This window comes from Kordia algicida OT-1, from assembly GCF_000154725.1.
GTDB lineage: Bacteria > Bacteroidota > Bacteroidia > Flavobacteriales > Flavobacteriaceae > Kordia > Kordia algicida.
Genome location: NZ_DS544873.1, coordinates 1,488,692 through 1,505,366 on the forward strand (window position 1 = coordinate 1,488,692; position 16,675 = coordinate 1,505,366).

Annotated in this window: 11 protein-coding genes; all 11 read right to left on the reverse strand. The window is 37.3% G+C overall.

Annotated elements, in window-relative coordinates; translation table 11 throughout:
* Nucleotides 1–4: 4 nt before the first annotated feature.
* The 11 genes from KAOT1_RS06250 to KAOT1_RS06300 all read right to left on the reverse strand — a co-directional run bounded on the left by KAOT1_RS06250 (nt 5) and on the right by KAOT1_RS06300 (nt 16,670).
* Nucleotides 5–1,003, reverse strand: coding sequence for a LacI family DNA-binding transcriptional regulator (locus KAOT1_RS06250; RefSeq protein ID WP_007093899.1), 999 nt, complete (start codon nt 1,001–1,003; stop codon nt 5–7).
* Nucleotides 1,004–1,109: 106 nt separating this feature from the next.
* Nucleotides 1,110–2,075: a T9SS type A sorting domain-containing protein gene (locus KAOT1_RS06255; RefSeq protein ID WP_007093900.1), complete on the reverse strand. Its 966-nt coding sequence runs from the start codon at nt 2,073–2,075 to the stop codon at nt 1,110–1,112.
* A 114-nt stretch (nt 2,076–2,189) separates the two neighbouring features.
* Nucleotides 2,190–3,791 (reverse strand): T9SS type A sorting domain-containing protein, encoded by a 1,602-nt coding sequence (locus KAOT1_RS06260; protein WP_007093901.1) that lies wholly within the window; start codon nt 3,789–3,791, stop codon nt 2,190–2,192.
* A gap of 10 nt (nt 3,792–3,801) precedes the next feature.
* Nucleotides 3,802–4,686, reverse strand: coding sequence for a glycoside hydrolase family 17 protein (locus KAOT1_RS06265; protein ID WP_007093902.1), 885 nt, complete (start codon nt 4,684–4,686; stop codon nt 3,802–3,804).
* Between the two features lie 13 nt (nt 4,687–4,699).
* On the reverse strand, nt 4,700–5,608 hold the full coding sequence (locus KAOT1_RS06270) for a glycoside hydrolase family 17 protein (protein WP_007093903.1): 909 nt from the start codon (nt 5,606–5,608) through the stop codon (nt 4,700–4,702).
* 73 nt (nt 5,609–5,681) lie between these two features.
* A complete protein-coding gene (locus KAOT1_RS06275) occupies nt 5,682–8,033 on the reverse strand; it encodes an MFS transporter (protein WP_007093904.1) in 2,352 nt (783 codons plus the stop codon).
* 6 nt (nt 8,034–8,039) lie between these two features.
* A complete protein-coding gene (locus tag KAOT1_RS06280) occupies nt 8,040–9,509 on the reverse strand; it encodes a glycoside hydrolase family 30 protein (RefSeq protein WP_007093905.1) in 1,470 nt (489 codons plus the stop codon).
* 44 nt (nt 9,510–9,553) lie between these two features.
* Nucleotides 9,554–10,843 carry a glycosyl hydrolase family 17 protein gene (locus KAOT1_RS06285; protein ID WP_040559360.1) on the reverse strand — a complete coding sequence of 430 codons (1,290 nt, stop codon included), beginning with the start codon at nt 10,841–10,843 and terminating at the stop codon, nt 9,554–9,556.
* 14 nt (nt 10,844–10,857) lie between these two features.
* Nucleotides 10,858–14,319, reverse strand: coding sequence for a hypothetical protein (locus KAOT1_RS06290; RefSeq protein WP_007093907.1), 3,462 nt, complete (start codon nt 14,317–14,319; stop codon nt 10,858–10,860).
* A gap of 67 nt (nt 14,320–14,386) precedes the next feature.
* Nucleotides 14,387–15,190: a glycoside hydrolase family 16 protein gene (locus KAOT1_RS06295; RefSeq protein WP_050765306.1), complete on the reverse strand. Its 804-nt coding sequence runs from the start codon at nt 15,188–15,190 to the stop codon at nt 14,387–14,389.
* Between the two features lie 46 nt (nt 15,191–15,236).
* Nucleotides 15,237–16,670 (reverse strand): hypothetical protein, encoded by a 1,434-nt coding sequence (locus tag KAOT1_RS06300; protein WP_007093909.1) that lies wholly within the window; start codon nt 16,668–16,670, stop codon nt 15,237–15,239.
* Between the last annotated feature and the right edge of the window lie 5 nt (nt 16,671–16,675).

Below are 16,675 nucleotides of genomic sequence, written 5' to 3' on the forward strand. Positions count from 1 at the left end.
AATATTAGTTGCTAGTTTCTCCTATAGTGATGGTGGTATTGAGAATAATATCGCTTGCAGCAATATTTTCAAGTTTAGATTCTAAACGTAACAAAAGCATTTTTGCAGTTTGTTTGCCAATTTCTTTTGGATGTTGATCTATGTAAGAGATTTTTGGATAGGATAAGTCATTTTGAGCGGCGTTCACATATCCGATTAATGATATTTGTTTGGCAAATGTTAAACCTCTTTTTTGAATAGCGCTACTACAAATGAGTGTTGCTTCAATGTCAGCAGCAATGAGTCCATCAATGTTGCCTTCTGCCAAAGCTTCTTGCACTTTTAGTTGTAATTCATTTAGTTTTTCAAAGGCAATTACCGTTGGTTTTGTAGTTTTTGACAGGTATCCATCTTCGCGCAAGCGTCCGACAATTAGTGTTGGAATGGAAGATACAAAAGCGATGTTTTTACATTTTTTTTCTTCTAGATAGTCGTATGCACTGATGATACTATCGTAATCGTTTACATGAACTGTATCAAAACCTAATGGTTGCATTGGAATGCGATCAAATAATACGAGCGGAATTCCTTTTTGCCTGATCTGTATGATGTGATCGAAGGTTTTCTTTTTATTGGTTTCTTCCGCGATACATATTAGGATTCCATCTACATTTCCTTTCGAGAAATAATCTAAACATTCTTTTTCTCTTTCAAGACTTTCATTGCTAAAAAAGGTAATGATATTGTATTTTGAAGCACTTATAAATTCATCAATTCCTTTTAAAACAGAAGCAAAAAATGGATTTTCAATATTTGGTAATACGACTCCTATTTGCATGGTTTCTTGCTTTTGCAAGCGAACTGCGATAGGATTGGGAGAGTAACCTCGTAGTTTTGCCAAGTTTTTTACACGTTCTTTGGTTTGTTCGCTTATTTCTTCACTGTCGTTCAAAGATTTTGATACGGTTGATACAGATATATTCAATTCTTTAGCAAGTGATTTTAAGGAAACTACGTTTTTCATGTATTGTTTTTTTATCTGAATAAGAGCTGATAATCGTTACGGAACGTGCTTGATGTAAAAAAGTGTGCTTATTTTCATAAACACACTTTTTATTAATTTAGTACTATTAGTTTTTTACTAATTTGATACTACTTTGACCTTTGTCTGTACTAATTTTAGCAAAGTAGATTCCTTTTTGTAAGGTTGAACCATTAATGGCATGTGCTACTGCATTTGGTGTTTCCGATAGTACTAACCTACCAGAGATGTCAAATACTTGCACCGCATTTATTGTTTGGTTGTTAGTAGCGATATTCCATGAATCACTTGTTGGATTTGGATATGCTTTGAATGTTACTGCTTGTGAGAATTCTTCTGTACTTAATGTACTTCCTTCAGTTCCCCAAACATAGTCTCTCGATTGTGGCTCAGTAACATTGATGTATCTGTTGGTAAAACCTCCATTGGTTACAGTTCCAGCGTCGTCTGGCATAAAGTTTTCTTGATCTGTCCAAGCATCAACTTGAAACTTAAATTCTGTGTACATTTCAGATAGCGGAAGTGTTACAGACCAGATTCCGCCACCCATATCTGTTAATGGGTTAGATGTTCCGTCCCAACCGTTGAATTGTCCACTGATGTAAACCGTAGTAAAACTACCTCCGTATCCACTCATGTCAACATTGAATGTCGTATTGTGTGGTCCTGGATTTCCATCATCATAACATGCGCTAAATGGAGCTGTATCTAATACTTTATCTGATCCCGCAACTTCTACTATTCTGTTTACGAATCCGCCGTCAGTTACGGTACAAGCATCACCAGCGTTCATGTTATCTTGTCCAGCCCAATCGTCATGTGAAAACTTGTATTGGTATTCTCCATCAGCAAGACTCACAGTGGTTTGCCAAATTCCGCCACCCATGTCTGTCATTGGATTTGCAGTACCAGACCATCCATTTAGTTCTCCACTAAGGTATACTGTAGTGAATGAACCTCCATATCCATTCATATCTACACTGAATGTAACATCATTTTGAGCAGTGCTAAAGAATCCTGTCAATAATGCAATAAAAAAGTAAATTTTCTTCATACTTTATAGGGTTTTAGTTAAAAAATTTAAAGTTATCAAATATATTAATTTATTTTCAGAAAAGGTGTGTTCATATTTCATAAACACACCTGTAACTTTTTTAAAAATTATCTTTTAGTTTTTCACTAATTTGACACTACTTTGACCTTTGTCTGTACTAATTTTAGCAAAGTATACTCCGCTTTGTAGTGCTGTACCATCAATTGTTGCCTGAGTTGCTTTTGGCTCAATTGCCATTACTTGTCTTCCTGCAATATCAAATACTTGTATGATGTTGATTACAGTATCATCAGTTACAACATTCCAAGAATTGTTTGTTGGGTTTGGATATGCTCTGAAGGATGATGTATTAAATTCATCTACACTTAATACCGTATTTTTGTGCAAGTAAATGTTATCGTACCATACATTTGTTAGGTTTGCTGTTGTAATTCCGATTTGAGCAACGTCTCCTCTTTCAAGGTTTCCTGCGACAACTCCACCTAATGAAGTGATATCAATATCAACTGAAACCCACGTTCCTGCTACGATAGCTGGCATTGTTCCTGTATTGATGTTTACTTCTAATGCTGAAGCTTCTCCGCCTCCACCAGCAAAGTCAACCAATTTTACATTGAATACATCTCCTGTTAAGTCGGTATCATCTGTGTAAAAGTCAAAGTGAATGTGTGTAAAGTCTGTTAAGTTTTGTCTGTTAGTTACAAAATCAATTCCTTGACATGGAATTCCTGTATTCTTTTTAAATGTATTGTCTCCATCAATTTGCACTTCGGTTACAGCTGCTCCACACCAACCTGCATCATACGTACTTACTGCAATACTTGGATACCAATCGGTATAGATTCCTACTACATCTGCAGCTGGTCTGTTTGGAGCAGATGGTGCTGCTGTTGCTGGTCCGCTAATTACAAAAGATACTGTGTATGTTTCGGTTACGGTACCATTTTGAGAAGTTACTTCTACTGTTGCGTCTCCAGGAACTGCTGGTGCTTGTGTAATGGTTACCATTGCAGCTGGATCTGATGGGGTTGCTGTCGTAATTTGTGGAACCACTGTTGTTCCTGGAGCTAAACCTACGGTGTAGTTGAATACTCCAGAACCAAATCCGTCTAAAGGAGCTGAATCAATTTCTAAGGCAGTTAGGGTAGCATCTGAACCTGCTGCTGTTGGTGTTTTCCAAAAGTATACATTGTCTAGATAGATGTCTACTGGTACTGTACTTCCTGGTCCGTTTGCTGCAAATTTCATCTGAAATACACTATCCCAAGTCATTCCCGTAAAGGCAGATTTTGGAATATCGACACTTGTCCATGTTCCAGACGTGTATGCGATTGATACTAAGGTTTCTCCTGCGCCTGATCCGTTGTTAATTGGACTTACTTGAATGTCTGTTGCGCTTGGGTTTGCTGATGTCCAGATGTCAATGTGCAAAAATTCCATTTGAGAAGCGTCAGCTGTTGTAAGTGAAGTTCCTTGATAGTTAAAGTTTGGATATGCTAATATCAATTCGCCTGTTCCAGGATCAAAACTAGGATTTACCTGCATATGACCAGATTGTCCCCAATTTGGATCATAATCCGTTGCGATATTTGTATAGGTATCACCATATACAGAAATTACATCTACGGCAGCATTTGTTGGAGCTGCTGGATTTGTAGTTGGTTGCGCATATGCAATGCATGCAAACAACAAAAATAAATACGTAATTTTTTTCATAATAATTTATTTAAAATTTGAATTGTTCATACTTGTCCCAAAGTCCCCAATACGCACCAACATCGCCTTCGCTTCCTACTTTCCATGATTCATCAAAGGATGAGAAGTAAAAGATTTCAATGTCTTCTTCTTTGGACCACTTTTGAGTGTTTATAAAATACTTAATTGCGTTTTTGTCTGATGGATAAGCTCCTTCTAAGCTTGTTCCTTTGTTGGGCCATCCTGTCTCTGTGATGATGACTTTTTTTCCGTTTCCAGCTCTCAGTGCTCTGTTATGCATGTCTTTCATGTATAATAGTGAGTAATCTTGATCGCAGCCTTCCCAAAAAGGATAACAGTTTGCTAAGATGACATCACATGCTTCTGTAATTGCTGGACGTTCTGTGAATTCGTAGTAAGCGTCTACATATCCTACCGGAATTCCATCTAATCGTTTTTTGGTATCGTAAATAAATTTTAGCAGTTCTTCTTCTGTTAAGTCTCCACGATACATCACTTCGTTTCCCACTGCAGCGATATCTACATAACCACTGTTTGCGAGATTGACCAAATTTTCAATTTCGGCTTCATTTGTTTCTGGATTGCTTCCCAACCATGCTCCAACTAAAGTTTTTAAGCCTAGTTCTTTTGCTATGATTGGTATTAATTCGTTACCTTCTGTACATGAAAATGATCGAACCCAATTGGTATAAGGTTTGATGATTTCTAGTCGGCGTCTTATTTGTGCTTCTGACAGCATGTCGCCTGGTTCTTGTCCTTCTTCGTAGGGACTAAAGCATAGTCCATGCATTCCAGCATCAAGTGTTTTCCACCATTGCGCTTTTAAATCATCTAAAGATTGTCCTTCAAAATCTAAGGCAGCAAGCGCAAAAAATTTTTCTTTACGTAAAGACATTTTTCTTTGTGGTTTAAAATTTTAATTGTTCGTGTTTATCCCATAATCCCCAATAGGCGCCAACATCTCCTTCGTCACCAGTTTTCCACGATTCGTCAAATGATGAAAAGTAAAACACTTCAACGTTGTCTTTTTCTGCCCAAACTTGCGTATTGATGAAATATTTCATAGCGTTTATCTCGTTAGATTCCGCACCTCTCAGACTGCTTCCTTCGCTCGGCCAACCAGTTTCTGTGATGATTACTTTTTTTCCATGTGCTGCATGCGATGCTTGTCCGAACATTTGTTGCATGTGTGCTAAAGAACCATCAATATGGCAACCTTCCCAATAAGGATAACAGTTACTTAGAATGACATCGCTGATTTCAACGAGTTGCGGATGCACCGAAAATTCATAGTATGCATCTACATAACCTACTTGAACGTCTGGCAATGCTTCTTTTACTCTTTTTATGTATGCTAGCAATTCTTCTAGCGTTAGGTCGTTTCTGTACAGCACTTCGTTTCCTACGGCTGCAATGTCTACGACTCCTTCTTTTCCTAATTCAATTAGCGCTTCAATTTCTTTTTCGTTGTCTTCTTTGTCATCACCCAACCAAGCACCGACCATCGTTTTCATACCGTGTTTTTTAGCAATACGTGGAATGTGTTCGTTTCCTTCAATGCATGAGAAAGAACGCACCCATTTTGAGTACGATTTTAGAATTTTTATCCTTCTTTCTACTTGTGCAATACTTATTACATCACCTGGTTCTTGTCCATCTTCATACATGCTAAAACAGATTCCGTGCATTCCTTTTTTGAGTGTTGCACGCCAAAGTTTTTTTAAGTCTTCTTCAGCATATTTTCCAAAATCTATTCCTGAGTGTTCGGTGAAATTGATTCCGCCATATATGTGATATTCTTCGTCTCTGTATGACATTTGTTTGTTTTACTAGTTATTAATTTCCCTTTGTTAATTTGTTTGTATACTGTTATTATACAGATTGCCAATGTTAGCTAAACTTTTGTTTTTCATTTTTATCCCAAATTCCCCAACGTGCGCCAACATCACCTTCATGGCGTATTTTCCATGATTCATCAAATGACGAGAAGTAGAAAATTTCAATATTTTTATCTCTAGACCATTTTTGTGTGTTTAGGAAATATTTCATTGCATTTTCTTGTGAAGGAATTGCGCCACCATTGTTTGTTCCTCTGTCTGGCCAACCCGTTTCTGTGATGATTATTTTTTTACCTTTTGCAATTTTCTCTGTGACCAAGTACATTCTTTTTAGATATGTAGAAGCTTCTTCAATAGTAGTTCCTTCCCAAAAAGGATAACAGTTTACGAGGATTAAATCGCAAGCATCTACCATAGCAGAATGTTCTATGTATTCGTAATATGCATCTACATAACCTACAGGAATGTTTGGCAGTTCAGCTTTTACTCTATTGATATACGCAATGATTTCTTGTTCTTTTAGTTCGTTACGCATTAAGACTTCATTTCCAATGACAGCTACATCTACAAAACCATTTTTCGCCAAGTTTATTAGCGATTTGATTTCTTCTTCGTTACGTTCTTTATCTGTTCCAATCCAAGCACCAACCATGGTTTTTAGCCCTCTAGCACGCGCTGCTTTTGGAATGAATTCGTTTCCATCTGTACATGAAAAAGAACGAATCCACGTAGTGTATGAAGCAATAATATTGATTCTTTCTACTATTTGAGTTTCTGTTAATTGATCTCCAATATCTTGACCATCTCGGTATGGACTGAAACATAAACCGTGTACTCCTTTGTTAAGTGATTCTCTGAATAGTGCGGTAATTTCTCTTTTACTTTTTGAATCGAAATTGAGATCGTTGGATGTATCTATTTTAAAATCAAACCCGCCAAGCGATGATAGTTTTTCTCCTTGAGAATATGAGGTAGCTATTGACGGAACAAGATTATTTTTTCTTTTGTTTAATTCGGCACGTATTTCGTTAGAACGTTGTTCTGTGATGTCATAGTTACGCATGATATACATGGCTGCTATTGTTCCTAAAGCAGGGAAAAAACAAAAGAATGCATGTAATCCATCTACGGCAGATTGTTGCTCTGTGGTGGCTAAATCTGAATCAAATCCGACAATGGCAATAATTAAACCACTGAGCGCTCCTGCAATGGCATATCCAACCTTTACCATCCACCAATAAATTGCACCAAAGATACCTTCTCTACGTTTTCCAGTGTTGAGTTCATCAATATCAATAACATCGGCTGTCATTGACATCATTATCGTAAATAAGCTTCCTATTCCAAATGAGAAAAATGGCAACGCAATGATGTACATCCACGGTTTTCCTGGAATGAATAAAAAGTAAAGCATAATATATCCGACAAGAGAAATTGTTTGAGATAGCATAAATGCTTTTTTCTTTCCAATTTTTTTAGACATGTAAGCTACGATAGGTATGACGAGAAAAGTAGTTCCAAGCGCGCCTAAACAACCAAATAGTGAAACCCAAATGCCTGACGCTCCTGCATCTCCATTAAATAGTTTGTAGACAATGACAAAGAACGTAAGCGCTGCAACCGTGTTAAATGCGTTAAATATGAAGAAGGTTGAGATACATAATTTTTTGAATTCTCTGATTTTAAATGCTTCTTTAAAACTGCCGAATATTTTTTTTAAGCTTCCGCCAACATTTGAAAAGTTTAGAGGTTCATAATCTTTACCTAGTGTAGATTCACTTTTGATAAATAATGCTGGAACTATAGCACATATGGCACAAGGAATGGCAACCCATATGGCGAGTTCTCTTGCGGCAACATCTGCGGAAGGAAACCAATCAGGATCATACATAATTAGCCAAAACCAAGGTGCAATAACCCAAGCCCATTGACCAATCCATTGTGCGATTGCCATAATGTTTGTACGTTCATGGAAATCATCACTCATTTCATATCCCATAGCTACGTAAGGAACACTAAAAAATGTAAGTCCTAAATAAAATATAACAGACCAAAAGAAGAAGTACCAAAAGTTATATTGTACCGTATTTTCTTTAAAAAGTTGCCACATGAAGATGTAAGAAATCCCCATGATGATTCCTCCAATCAGCACATACTGTCTTCTTCTTCCCCATTTAGATTTTGTATTGTCTGAAATGAATCCCATGATAGGATCTGTAATCGCATCAAATAGTCTTGGAAATAGATATATTAATCCCCACATCAATCCCGTGAACTTTAAATCTTCCACCAAGACTACCATAAATATTCCTAGTATTGCAGGAAACATCTGATTAGCAAACATTCCTACTCCGAATGCAACTTTTTGTCCAAATGGTACTTTTTTAGAAACTGTATTGCTCATAGATGTTTAGTTTTGGTTGGTTAGTACAATTGTTTGAATTGCTTGTGGGTTGATTGAGATATTTTTTATTTTATCTCCAAGTGTCAACGTGAAATATTTTTCAGTTTTTCCTTCATTGAAAACCACGACAGCAATGCTTCCATCTGGATTTTTAGCCGCAGTTACCATTAAGTCTTTGTCTGTTTTTTGTACGTCAATGATTTTTGCGCCGGGGCGAATGTATTTGCTAAAGTGTACCATTGTATAGTATAATGGCGTCATGTAAACCTCATCGGTTTCAGGATCGACAATTACAGGTGCAATACACCAGTTTTTAAACCAGTTTGGTCCACCTTGTTTGTCTAACACCATGTTCCAGTCTACCCAACCATCAACCCAATTGTTGAGACACCCAATAATATCTCGTGCATAACGATTGACAGGCGCGTATTTTGGATGTAAATACTTGTCTTCTTCTTTTGCCCATTTCCAGCCCCAATCGGTTGCTTCTTTTTTCCAATACCAAGCATCGTCTTTCCATACAGGCACTTCATCATCAATACAACCTTCAGTTTCTATGAGATATTTGTTTGGCGCTTTGTTGTGTGCGTATTGTAAATCTTCTGCAAATATTTCATAAGTACTTTCATACCAATGAATTGCAGTTCCGTCATAGTATTTGGAAGAAGCTTTATCTTTGTACATGACATCTACCCATTCTTTGAGTCCTGCTCTGTTTTGATCGTATCCAAGAATGATTAAATCGCCTTTTCCATCTTTTTCAAGTTTTGGACCTAAGTGATTTTGCACAAAATTGGTCATTTCTTCAGGAGTAAAGTGCATGCTTTCCCAGTTGTTTCCGTTTCCGTGTGGTTCGTTTTCAACGGTGAATCCCCAAATATCAATTCCTTCTGCTTTGTAAGCATCTGCATATTTTGAGAAGAATAATGCCCACGTATCGTAGTATTTTGGCAATAGTTTTCCGCCAACCCAATGATTATTGTCTTTCATCCACGGAGCGGCGGTCCATGGAGAAGCAAATATTTTGAAACCATCTTGTGATGCTGCCATCGCATCTTTTATCATTGGAATGAGATCATCACGATCTTCTTCAATGGTAAAATGGTCAAGGTTTACATCATCTGCCACAGGCGTATACGAATAGTTTGTGAGTGAGAAATCACAAGAATTCATGTGTGTACGCGTCAGTGAGTAGTTTGCGCCATCTTTGTCAAAGTATGCTTTGATAATTTTGTCTCTATTTTCTTTGCTTAACTTGTTTAGTAAGTATGCTGAAGACTCCGTAAATGCGCCACCAAAGCCTGTGATAGTTTGGTATTGTTTTTCTGGCGTAATTACAATCGAAGTCGTTTTTGTAGCATCTTCTGGAGCATTAAAATCTGATCGTTTTGTAAGTTTGTTTCCGCTTTCAGATGTTTCAAATACGTCTGCTTCAAGTTTAGTTACTGATTTTTCTTCTTGACAAGCTGTTGCCATGATGAGTAATATTAGACTATATGTTTTTATTTTTTTCATATGCATTAATGCGTTACCAACAAGTTTCCATTTACAGGTGGAAGTTGTACTTCTAGCAGTAATGAATCTTTGTTTCCATTGTAAGTTTTTGTGATTGGATTTCCGTTTCTAGATAGTCCTTTAAATGTGCCTTTGTCTACTAAATCCCAAAGTGCATATTTGGCTTTTCCGTCAATCGTAAATAACCCGAAGTGATTTTCTGAACCACCAGGATTACGTGCGTCTTTCCATATTTCATCAAATGCTTCAAAGTAGAAACAAGACATTCCTGCGTTGTTTGTCCATTCGCGCATGTGATGGTAATAGATTGCTTCTTTGTATTCGTCTGTTGCTTTGCTACCAGTATTTCCGTAATGTCCGTTAGAGAATGATGCCCAGCCTGTTTCACCAATATGAATTGGTTTGTTTACGCCCAAGCTTTTCATGTACTTGTATACACTATCGTATTGCGAAATGGCATATTCTTTCGCTTTTTGCATTGCAAAGTCAATTTTTTCTAAACTTGATTTTGAGTTATCGCCATCCGTTCCCCAAAATACAGGATGGTAGTGTGTATCGTGCATTGGATAGGTATGCATTGAAATGAAATCGACCGCTTTGATGAGTTTTTGTAAGTCTTCAACATGGTATATGCTGTCTCCGCCGCCCCAAGAAGCAAAGTTGTCTGAACTCGTAATCCACACGTCTTTTGCTAGTTTTCCTAGTTTTTTCAGGTTTTGTAAATGTGTTACCCATTTTAAGATAACACCAGGTTGTACATAGTAACTTGCTGCCCATTTTACCATGGCTTCATTTCCTACAGCGATTATTTTTACGATATCTGGATATTGATTCGTCAATGCTACAGCTCTTGCGATTTCACCTTCGTTTTGTTCACTTTCCTGATTGTGATCGGGTACTTGATCTGTCCAAGCATTTTTACAATCAATCCACGCGCCCAACATGACATACATCTCAAAATTTGTGTCTTCGTTTTTCAGTTCCCTGATTGCTTTTAAAACGTTGGCTGCGTGTGGTAGTTGTACATTGTATGTACGCAAAACTCGAATGCCCATCGCATGGAGAATCTTCATATCTTCTTTTAACTCATTTAGTGTTGGTTGTATATCACGTGTTTTGGCACGATAGCCACCATATGAGATTGCCTGATAGTTTTTGTTTCCTAGTATATCTTTCGCTGTCACTTCTTTTTGTATTTGAGGTTTTGAAGACGCTTTGTTTTTTTGCGAATTTTCACAAGAAAGCACCAATAACATTCCCAATATGATTTTTGATATGTGTTTTGCTATTCTCATGATTGTACTTGTTATTATTTTAAGTGTTGTTTTGTAACGTGTACGTTTATTTGAGTTACTTCGCCTGTACGTTTGAATATTTTTTGACTCGTAGCTGCATCTAAACTTAAGTTGCTGAACGCTTTTGTACTTCCATCCGTGAATTGCACCGTTAACGCTTCTGCAGAAGCGACACTATAAATAATTGGCACTTGACAATAGGTAAAACACAACGATCCTTTTTGTACAGCGAGTTTTTTTGCTTGTTTGGCAATGTTGATGTAATTGAACGTACTATCATTTTGCAAAAATTCGTCCTGACGTAACATACAAGGATCAAAGAATAGTTTTCCATTTTCTACAAAGACGCCCAATTCGCCAAAGCGACTTAAGATGTCTTCTTTTACTTGTCCTGTCATTCCAGGTTGCTGTGCGCCTTTTCCTGCGGGCGTATGCGAATATGGATCGGTTGGAAATGCGCCATATAGCGAAGGCGATTTGTGCACGCCAATTCCTTCGTTGATTTCGTAATAATGCTCTAGTAATCGACCAATGATTTCATCGCTTTGGTGTTCGCGAATTGCTTTGAGACAGCATTCTAATACTGCTAGTTGCAATTTTGAAACCATATGCCAATAGATGGATCCTAAACCTTCATAACCGTAGAAAGTTCCTGAACGACCTGTAAATTCTTTGTGATTGAATACGTTTTCAAACGTGTCTAAAATGTGTTCTTCTTCCGATTGAACCAACTCGCTGTATGCCGTTTCTTTTAATTTGTTTAATGCTTCTGAAAGATCTCCTGCATTTTTAAAGTTTCCGTTGAAGTGATAGTCTCCATTTATATCTTTTGAGAGTATACTTTGATTTCCTTCATTAAGCAGTTTTTGCAATAGTTTTGATTGGGCAACAGCTTCTTGCGGAATGTTATTGCGTTGTATGAATCCTTTTAATTCTTTGTTTGGATAGAGTAAGTAACTGTATTGATCTGGTCGGAATAGTTTGCTCGCTTTGAGTCCATCTAATACTGCTAATGCTTCCGCAGATGCGACATATCCTGAACTTAATACGGCAACTTGTCCTTCTAGCATTTCGTTGAGGTACGAGATAGAAACATCGCCGTTGTCTTCCACCGTCATTAGATTGTATGCGTGGTATAGATTGTCTTCCCGCTTATTGGCTTCTATTGAATGTTCTAAATAGGCTAAACTTGTGGTTACAAATGCTTTGATGTCGCTGATGGCAATGTTTGTTTTGTTACCTGAAAATGCATTGTCATAGATTTGTTCTCTGTATGCGCTTCCTGCTTCGCCCAAACCATCTAGTATTTTTCTACGGTCTTGATCGTTTATTTTTCCTTGTAATAGGTTTTTGTTTTCGCTGAACGTGCTCGAGATTTTATTGAAAAACGTTGCTAATTCATTCGAAATTTCAACTGTTTCAATGTTTGTTTTATCAAAAACAGTTTCAAAAAATTTCAAGAAACGGCGCAAGTAGTAAAGCGTTACCATTGACACTCCGTTACCTACAAGTGCGTTGTTGGCATCATTCCATTCTGGACGTTGCGTGTTCATCCAAATTCCACCTTCGGGAATAAAGTTTGAGAGTTTTGCTAGTGTTGTTGCCAGTATTTTTTCGATGAAGTTTACTTTTACAATGAATTTGTTTTCATCGCGAAGTAATGCGCCATCTGCTCCGAGTTCTTCACGTTGTTGGCGAATTTTATGATCTAATGCTTCGTCAAATTCAATGGTATCTTTTGGATTTTTGAGCAAGTCTGCATATTGTTTTATTCTGTAAGGAACATTTGCATATACAAATAAGTCTTTGTCAAAGAAGCTTTCGAGCTTTCCAGGTTTGTGATTTTCTATGATTTCCAAGAATTTTTGTAGATAGATGATTTGGTGATCGCCCCAATAACCAATGTACGACCAAGGATCGTCTGGCTCAATTGTTTCCCAGTCAAAACCATCTTTGGTGACACGATATGGATTGTATCCATCAAACGTAGTAGCGTTGAGAAATTTGTGAATCATGCTTTCAATGAATTCAGGATATGAATGTGCCAGCGCTTCCCAATTTTGGAAGATATCGCGCCAGTTTCCTTCATAATCTAATATTTTAGATCCATCGATTTCGCTTCGTGTGTTGATGGAGAATTTGTTCCAAGGACGACTTGGATCTCCGTGACGACGACTAAATTTTAGTGGCATGTATTCTATGCAGAGACGTCTGAAATTTTTATCGTCACTTTTGTACGCAATTTTTTGTATGTCTGCCAGCGTAAATTGTTCTGGCAATGCCTTGATAATGTCTTCTGAAGTTTTTGCGACTTTTTTGTTCGCTTTTGCGAGATAGTTTTTAAAATCCCACTTTTCTATTTGATAGTTGTTATCGAAGATTCCGCCACGCATAATGTTAAATAGCGTGTTGGAGAAGTGACGTGTATCACGAAATTTGTCTGCCGATAACTGAATTCCATCAGAAGCAGCATTTAATTGAATGAGTTTTTCTGTTCCTTCCTGAATACTGTTTTGAATTCTTGTGACAAGATTTAATTCATTTTTAATACGATAAGATAAGGCTGCAATATCACTATGATCTTGATTTACGTTTGCAATGGTATACCATTCTTTGCTTTTTGAAGCTTCAAGGTGTAGTGCTGCATTGATGAAATATGCTCCTTTTTCTGCTTTTACGTCTACTTCTTGTTGAATAGGAAGCTGTTTGCGAAACGCTTTTAGTTGTAATGATGATAGTAAGTATTTTGCATTGTCAAATCCTAACGACCAAGCTACATTGGCTTTTAGCGCTTCACTTGGTTCGGCTTTGTCTACAATAATCGCACTTAGTGCAAAGATTCCTAAACCTGTACGTCCTTCGAGTTCTGAACGTTTGTACGCATCTACTAGGTTACTACTAGCGTTTTGTAAATCTGAACCTACGCCGTAAGGCAAGATATTTTGAAGTCCATCGAGTAAGTTAATGTATACTCTTTCTGTTGAATTGTTAGTGATGTTTGCTTTTTTTACAAAACCAAATTCATCACTTGAATTCCACTGATAACGAAACGTAAGTTCTAAATCGTGATTGATTTCTTCAAACATTACTTTGTTACCGTAATTGTTTTTATAGAGATTACGCGTTACTTGATATTTTCCTTCATATCGTTCTGAGAATGGTTCCCACAGATGATTTTTATCATTTTTTGTGATTTGAAAGATCGATTTACTTCCTGTAATTTCAGCAGACTCCGTTATTTTATCGTCTGTGTAATATGGAAATAATGAAAATTCTGAATTTTTACGTCCTGCTGTCAATCCGCCATTGCTTGCTATAAACATCCAATGGTTAGAATCACTTACGATACTCATAAAAAATGGTCGTAAGTGATCGCTGTTGGAAATTTTGTAAAAAAGTTCGTTATCTATATGTGTAGTTTCTATTTGAGACATGATTGATAAAATATCTTGATCTAGGATTGGTTCTTTAATCATTAATGGTCTTTTGCTCCTCTGTTTATTTTTTAGGAGTGTATTTATTTAGTTTTGAGTGTGATAGTTGTTATTGATATACGCGTACGTAATCGACTAACATGGTTTGTGGAAATACTGTGTCTGCGTTTGGTGAACCAACATATGAACCGCCAACGGCAAGATTCATGATGATGAAAAATTCATGGTCAAAAACCCATTCACCTGTTACATCTTCTGGTGTGATTTGGTTGTATAACACATCGTCCACATAATAGTTGATGTAGTTTGGTCCCCATTCTATTCCGAAAACGTGGAATCCTGTGTCAAATCTGTCATCAATCAATTCGTATTCTTTAGAGATTGCATTTCCAGCAAAGTATCCAGGTCCGTGAACCGATCCTGTTGTAATTGTCGGCAATTGTCCTCTATACTCCATGATGTCTATTTCTCCACATTGTGGCCAAGAAACAGTATCTATGTTATTACCTAGCAACCAGAAAGCTGGCCAAAGACCTTGTCCCCAAGGTAATTTGATACGTGCTTCAAATCGTCCGTATTTTTTAGCGTACAATCCTTTGGTATTGATTCTTGCAGATGTATAACCAGATCCTTCAAAGCTTTCTTGCAATGCTGTTATTTTTAGCATTCCGTTTTCTACAACTACATTTTCTGGTCTGTCAGTATAGTATTGTAGTTCATTGTTTCCCCAACCATTGTTTCCAGTTCCAATGTCATACGTCCATATTGCTGAGTTGGGAGCGCCATCAACATCAAAATCGTCTCGTAAGACAATGTTTGTCAGCGTTGTTACTTCCTGTGTTTCATCAGGATTACAACTTACTGCCATTCCGCCTATGACAATTAAGAGGATGAGTGCAGCAAATGATTGCATGTATGTTGTCTTGATTTTAGATATAAAATTCATATTCTTTGTTTTTTTAATTTTCAGCATAGAAATAGATATTGTCTAGAGATACATTAGCAATTGTACCATCTGACACAAATAACATCATACCAATGGCATCTCTTGCGGTGAGTCCTGCAAAACTGGATAATGGAATGTCAAATTCTACCCATTCGTTGCTTGCTAATTGAGTTCCAGAGATTGGAAATGTACCTGATACTTCAGAAGCTTGCGTGAAGTTGTTGTGCAATGATATGTTGATATAATCTGATGCATCAACTATTTCGTTTACTCTTATGTCTATGTGTAAGTGTGTCATTTCTGTCGCGTCTACAGGTGGTACATCGCTTCCGTCTCTACCGTAGAATTCAATGGCTACAAAGTTGAAATTTGTGTACGTTATCACATTGTTTCCTCCTTCGTCTACCGCACCACCAAGTGTGGTTTGAAAAGGTTCGTAGAATCCGTTGTAATTGTCTACCGCAACATTGGCAAATACATCACTAAAGATAGAGATGACATCAATGTTTACCGCTTCAATGGTTAGTGAACCTTCTGCTAGTTGCCCCGCGACACTTGCTGTGATTACCGAAGTATTGTCTACCATTCCTGTCACAGGATCAATTTCTCCTGGTCCTACAACGGTTACCAAACCTTGTTCATTTACAGAAGCTACAAAAGGATTGGAACTTTCAAAATCGAAGTATGCTGATGCTGCCGTCACAGTTACATCTTGTCCGTTAGATAGGTTTGCTGTGTATTTTAAACCTATGATTGGAACAGTTGTATCTACGTTAGATTGTGCTGTTTGATCTTGTCCGCCTAATATTTCTGGTCTTGGTTGTCCAATTGTTCCAAGTCTTTCAAAACGAATTTCATCTATCCAAAAAGTATATCCTGCTCCACCAGTACTTTCTGTTCCTGCGGAGAAGATGAACATTCCTTTTTCTTGTACAAGTTTTGAAGGATCAGGAATTGGAATGATATATTTTTTCCAATCTGTTGATAGTTGAGTGTCTGCTAATGCTACTGCGTGCTTGTCTTCTATAAAATCTGTTCCAAAACCAAATAGTCCTATAGTTGCCGTTGTAGAACCTTTTGCCCAAAAAGTTAGCGCATCGTAACCTGTTAAGTCTCTACCTTCGCCACGATCTCTAAAAATTCCGCCGATAAATCCTCCATCTGGATCGTTTGGTGCGGGTACATCAATTCGGATAGATGTCGTTCCTTCATAGGCTTCGTTATTGTCTGTTCCGAAACCGTTTGTGTTTGCACCTCCAGCAGGATCAAAGGAAATGAAAAATTCATCCGTAAGTCCTACAGGTGTATCTGTAAATATTTCAGCGGTATTTGGAAAAGTGGCCAATTCTACATCATCAGAGAAGCCTCTTTCACAACTTACTATCACTAAAAACATCAACCCTAAAAGTGGAAGAACAATAGTGTATTTTAAGTTTATTTTTTTCATAATCA

Bases quoted from the DNA above. Each gene is read 5' to 3' on its own strand.
- KAOT1_RS06255 (WP_007093900.1), bottom strand. From the start codon at position 2,075: ATGAAGAAAATTTACTTTTTTATTGCATTATTGACAGGATTCTTTAGC.
- KAOT1_RS06265 (WP_007093902.1), bottom strand. From the start codon at position 4,686: ATGTCTTTACGTAAAGAAAAATTTTTTGCGCTTGCTGCCTTAGATTTT.
- KAOT1_RS06270 (WP_007093903.1), bottom strand. From the start codon at position 5,608: ATGTCATACAGAGACGAAGAATATCACATATATGGCGGAATCAATTTC.
- KAOT1_RS06295 (WP_050765306.1), bottom strand. From the start codon at position 15,190: ATGCAATCATTTGCTGCACTCATCCTCTTAATTGTCATAGGCGGAATG.
- KAOT1_RS06290 (WP_007093907.1), bottom strand. From the start codon at position 14,319: ATGATTAAAGAACCAATCCTAGATCAAGATATTTTATCAATCATGTCT.
- KAOT1_RS06250 (WP_007093899.1), bottom strand. From the start codon at position 1,003: ATGAAAAACGTAGTTTCCTTAAAATCACTTGCTAAAGAATTGAATATA.
- KAOT1_RS06300 (WP_007093909.1), bottom strand. From the start codon at position 16,670: ATGAAAAAAATAAACTTAAAATACACTATTGTTCTTCCACTTTTAGGG.
- KAOT1_RS06275 (WP_007093904.1), bottom strand. From the start codon at position 8,033: ATGAGCAATACAGTTTCTAAAAAAGTACCATTTGGACAAAAAGTTGCA.
- KAOT1_RS06280 (WP_007093905.1), bottom strand. From the start codon at position 9,509: ATGGCAACAGCTTGTCAAGAAGAAAAATCAGTAACTAAACTTGAAGCA.
- KAOT1_RS06285 (WP_040559360.1), bottom strand. From the start codon at position 10,843: ATGAGAATAGCAAAACACATATCAAAAATCATATTGGGAATGTTATTG.
- KAOT1_RS06260 (WP_007093901.1), bottom strand. From the start codon at position 3,791: ATGAAAAAAATTACGTATTTATTTTTGTTGTTTGCATGCATTGCATAT.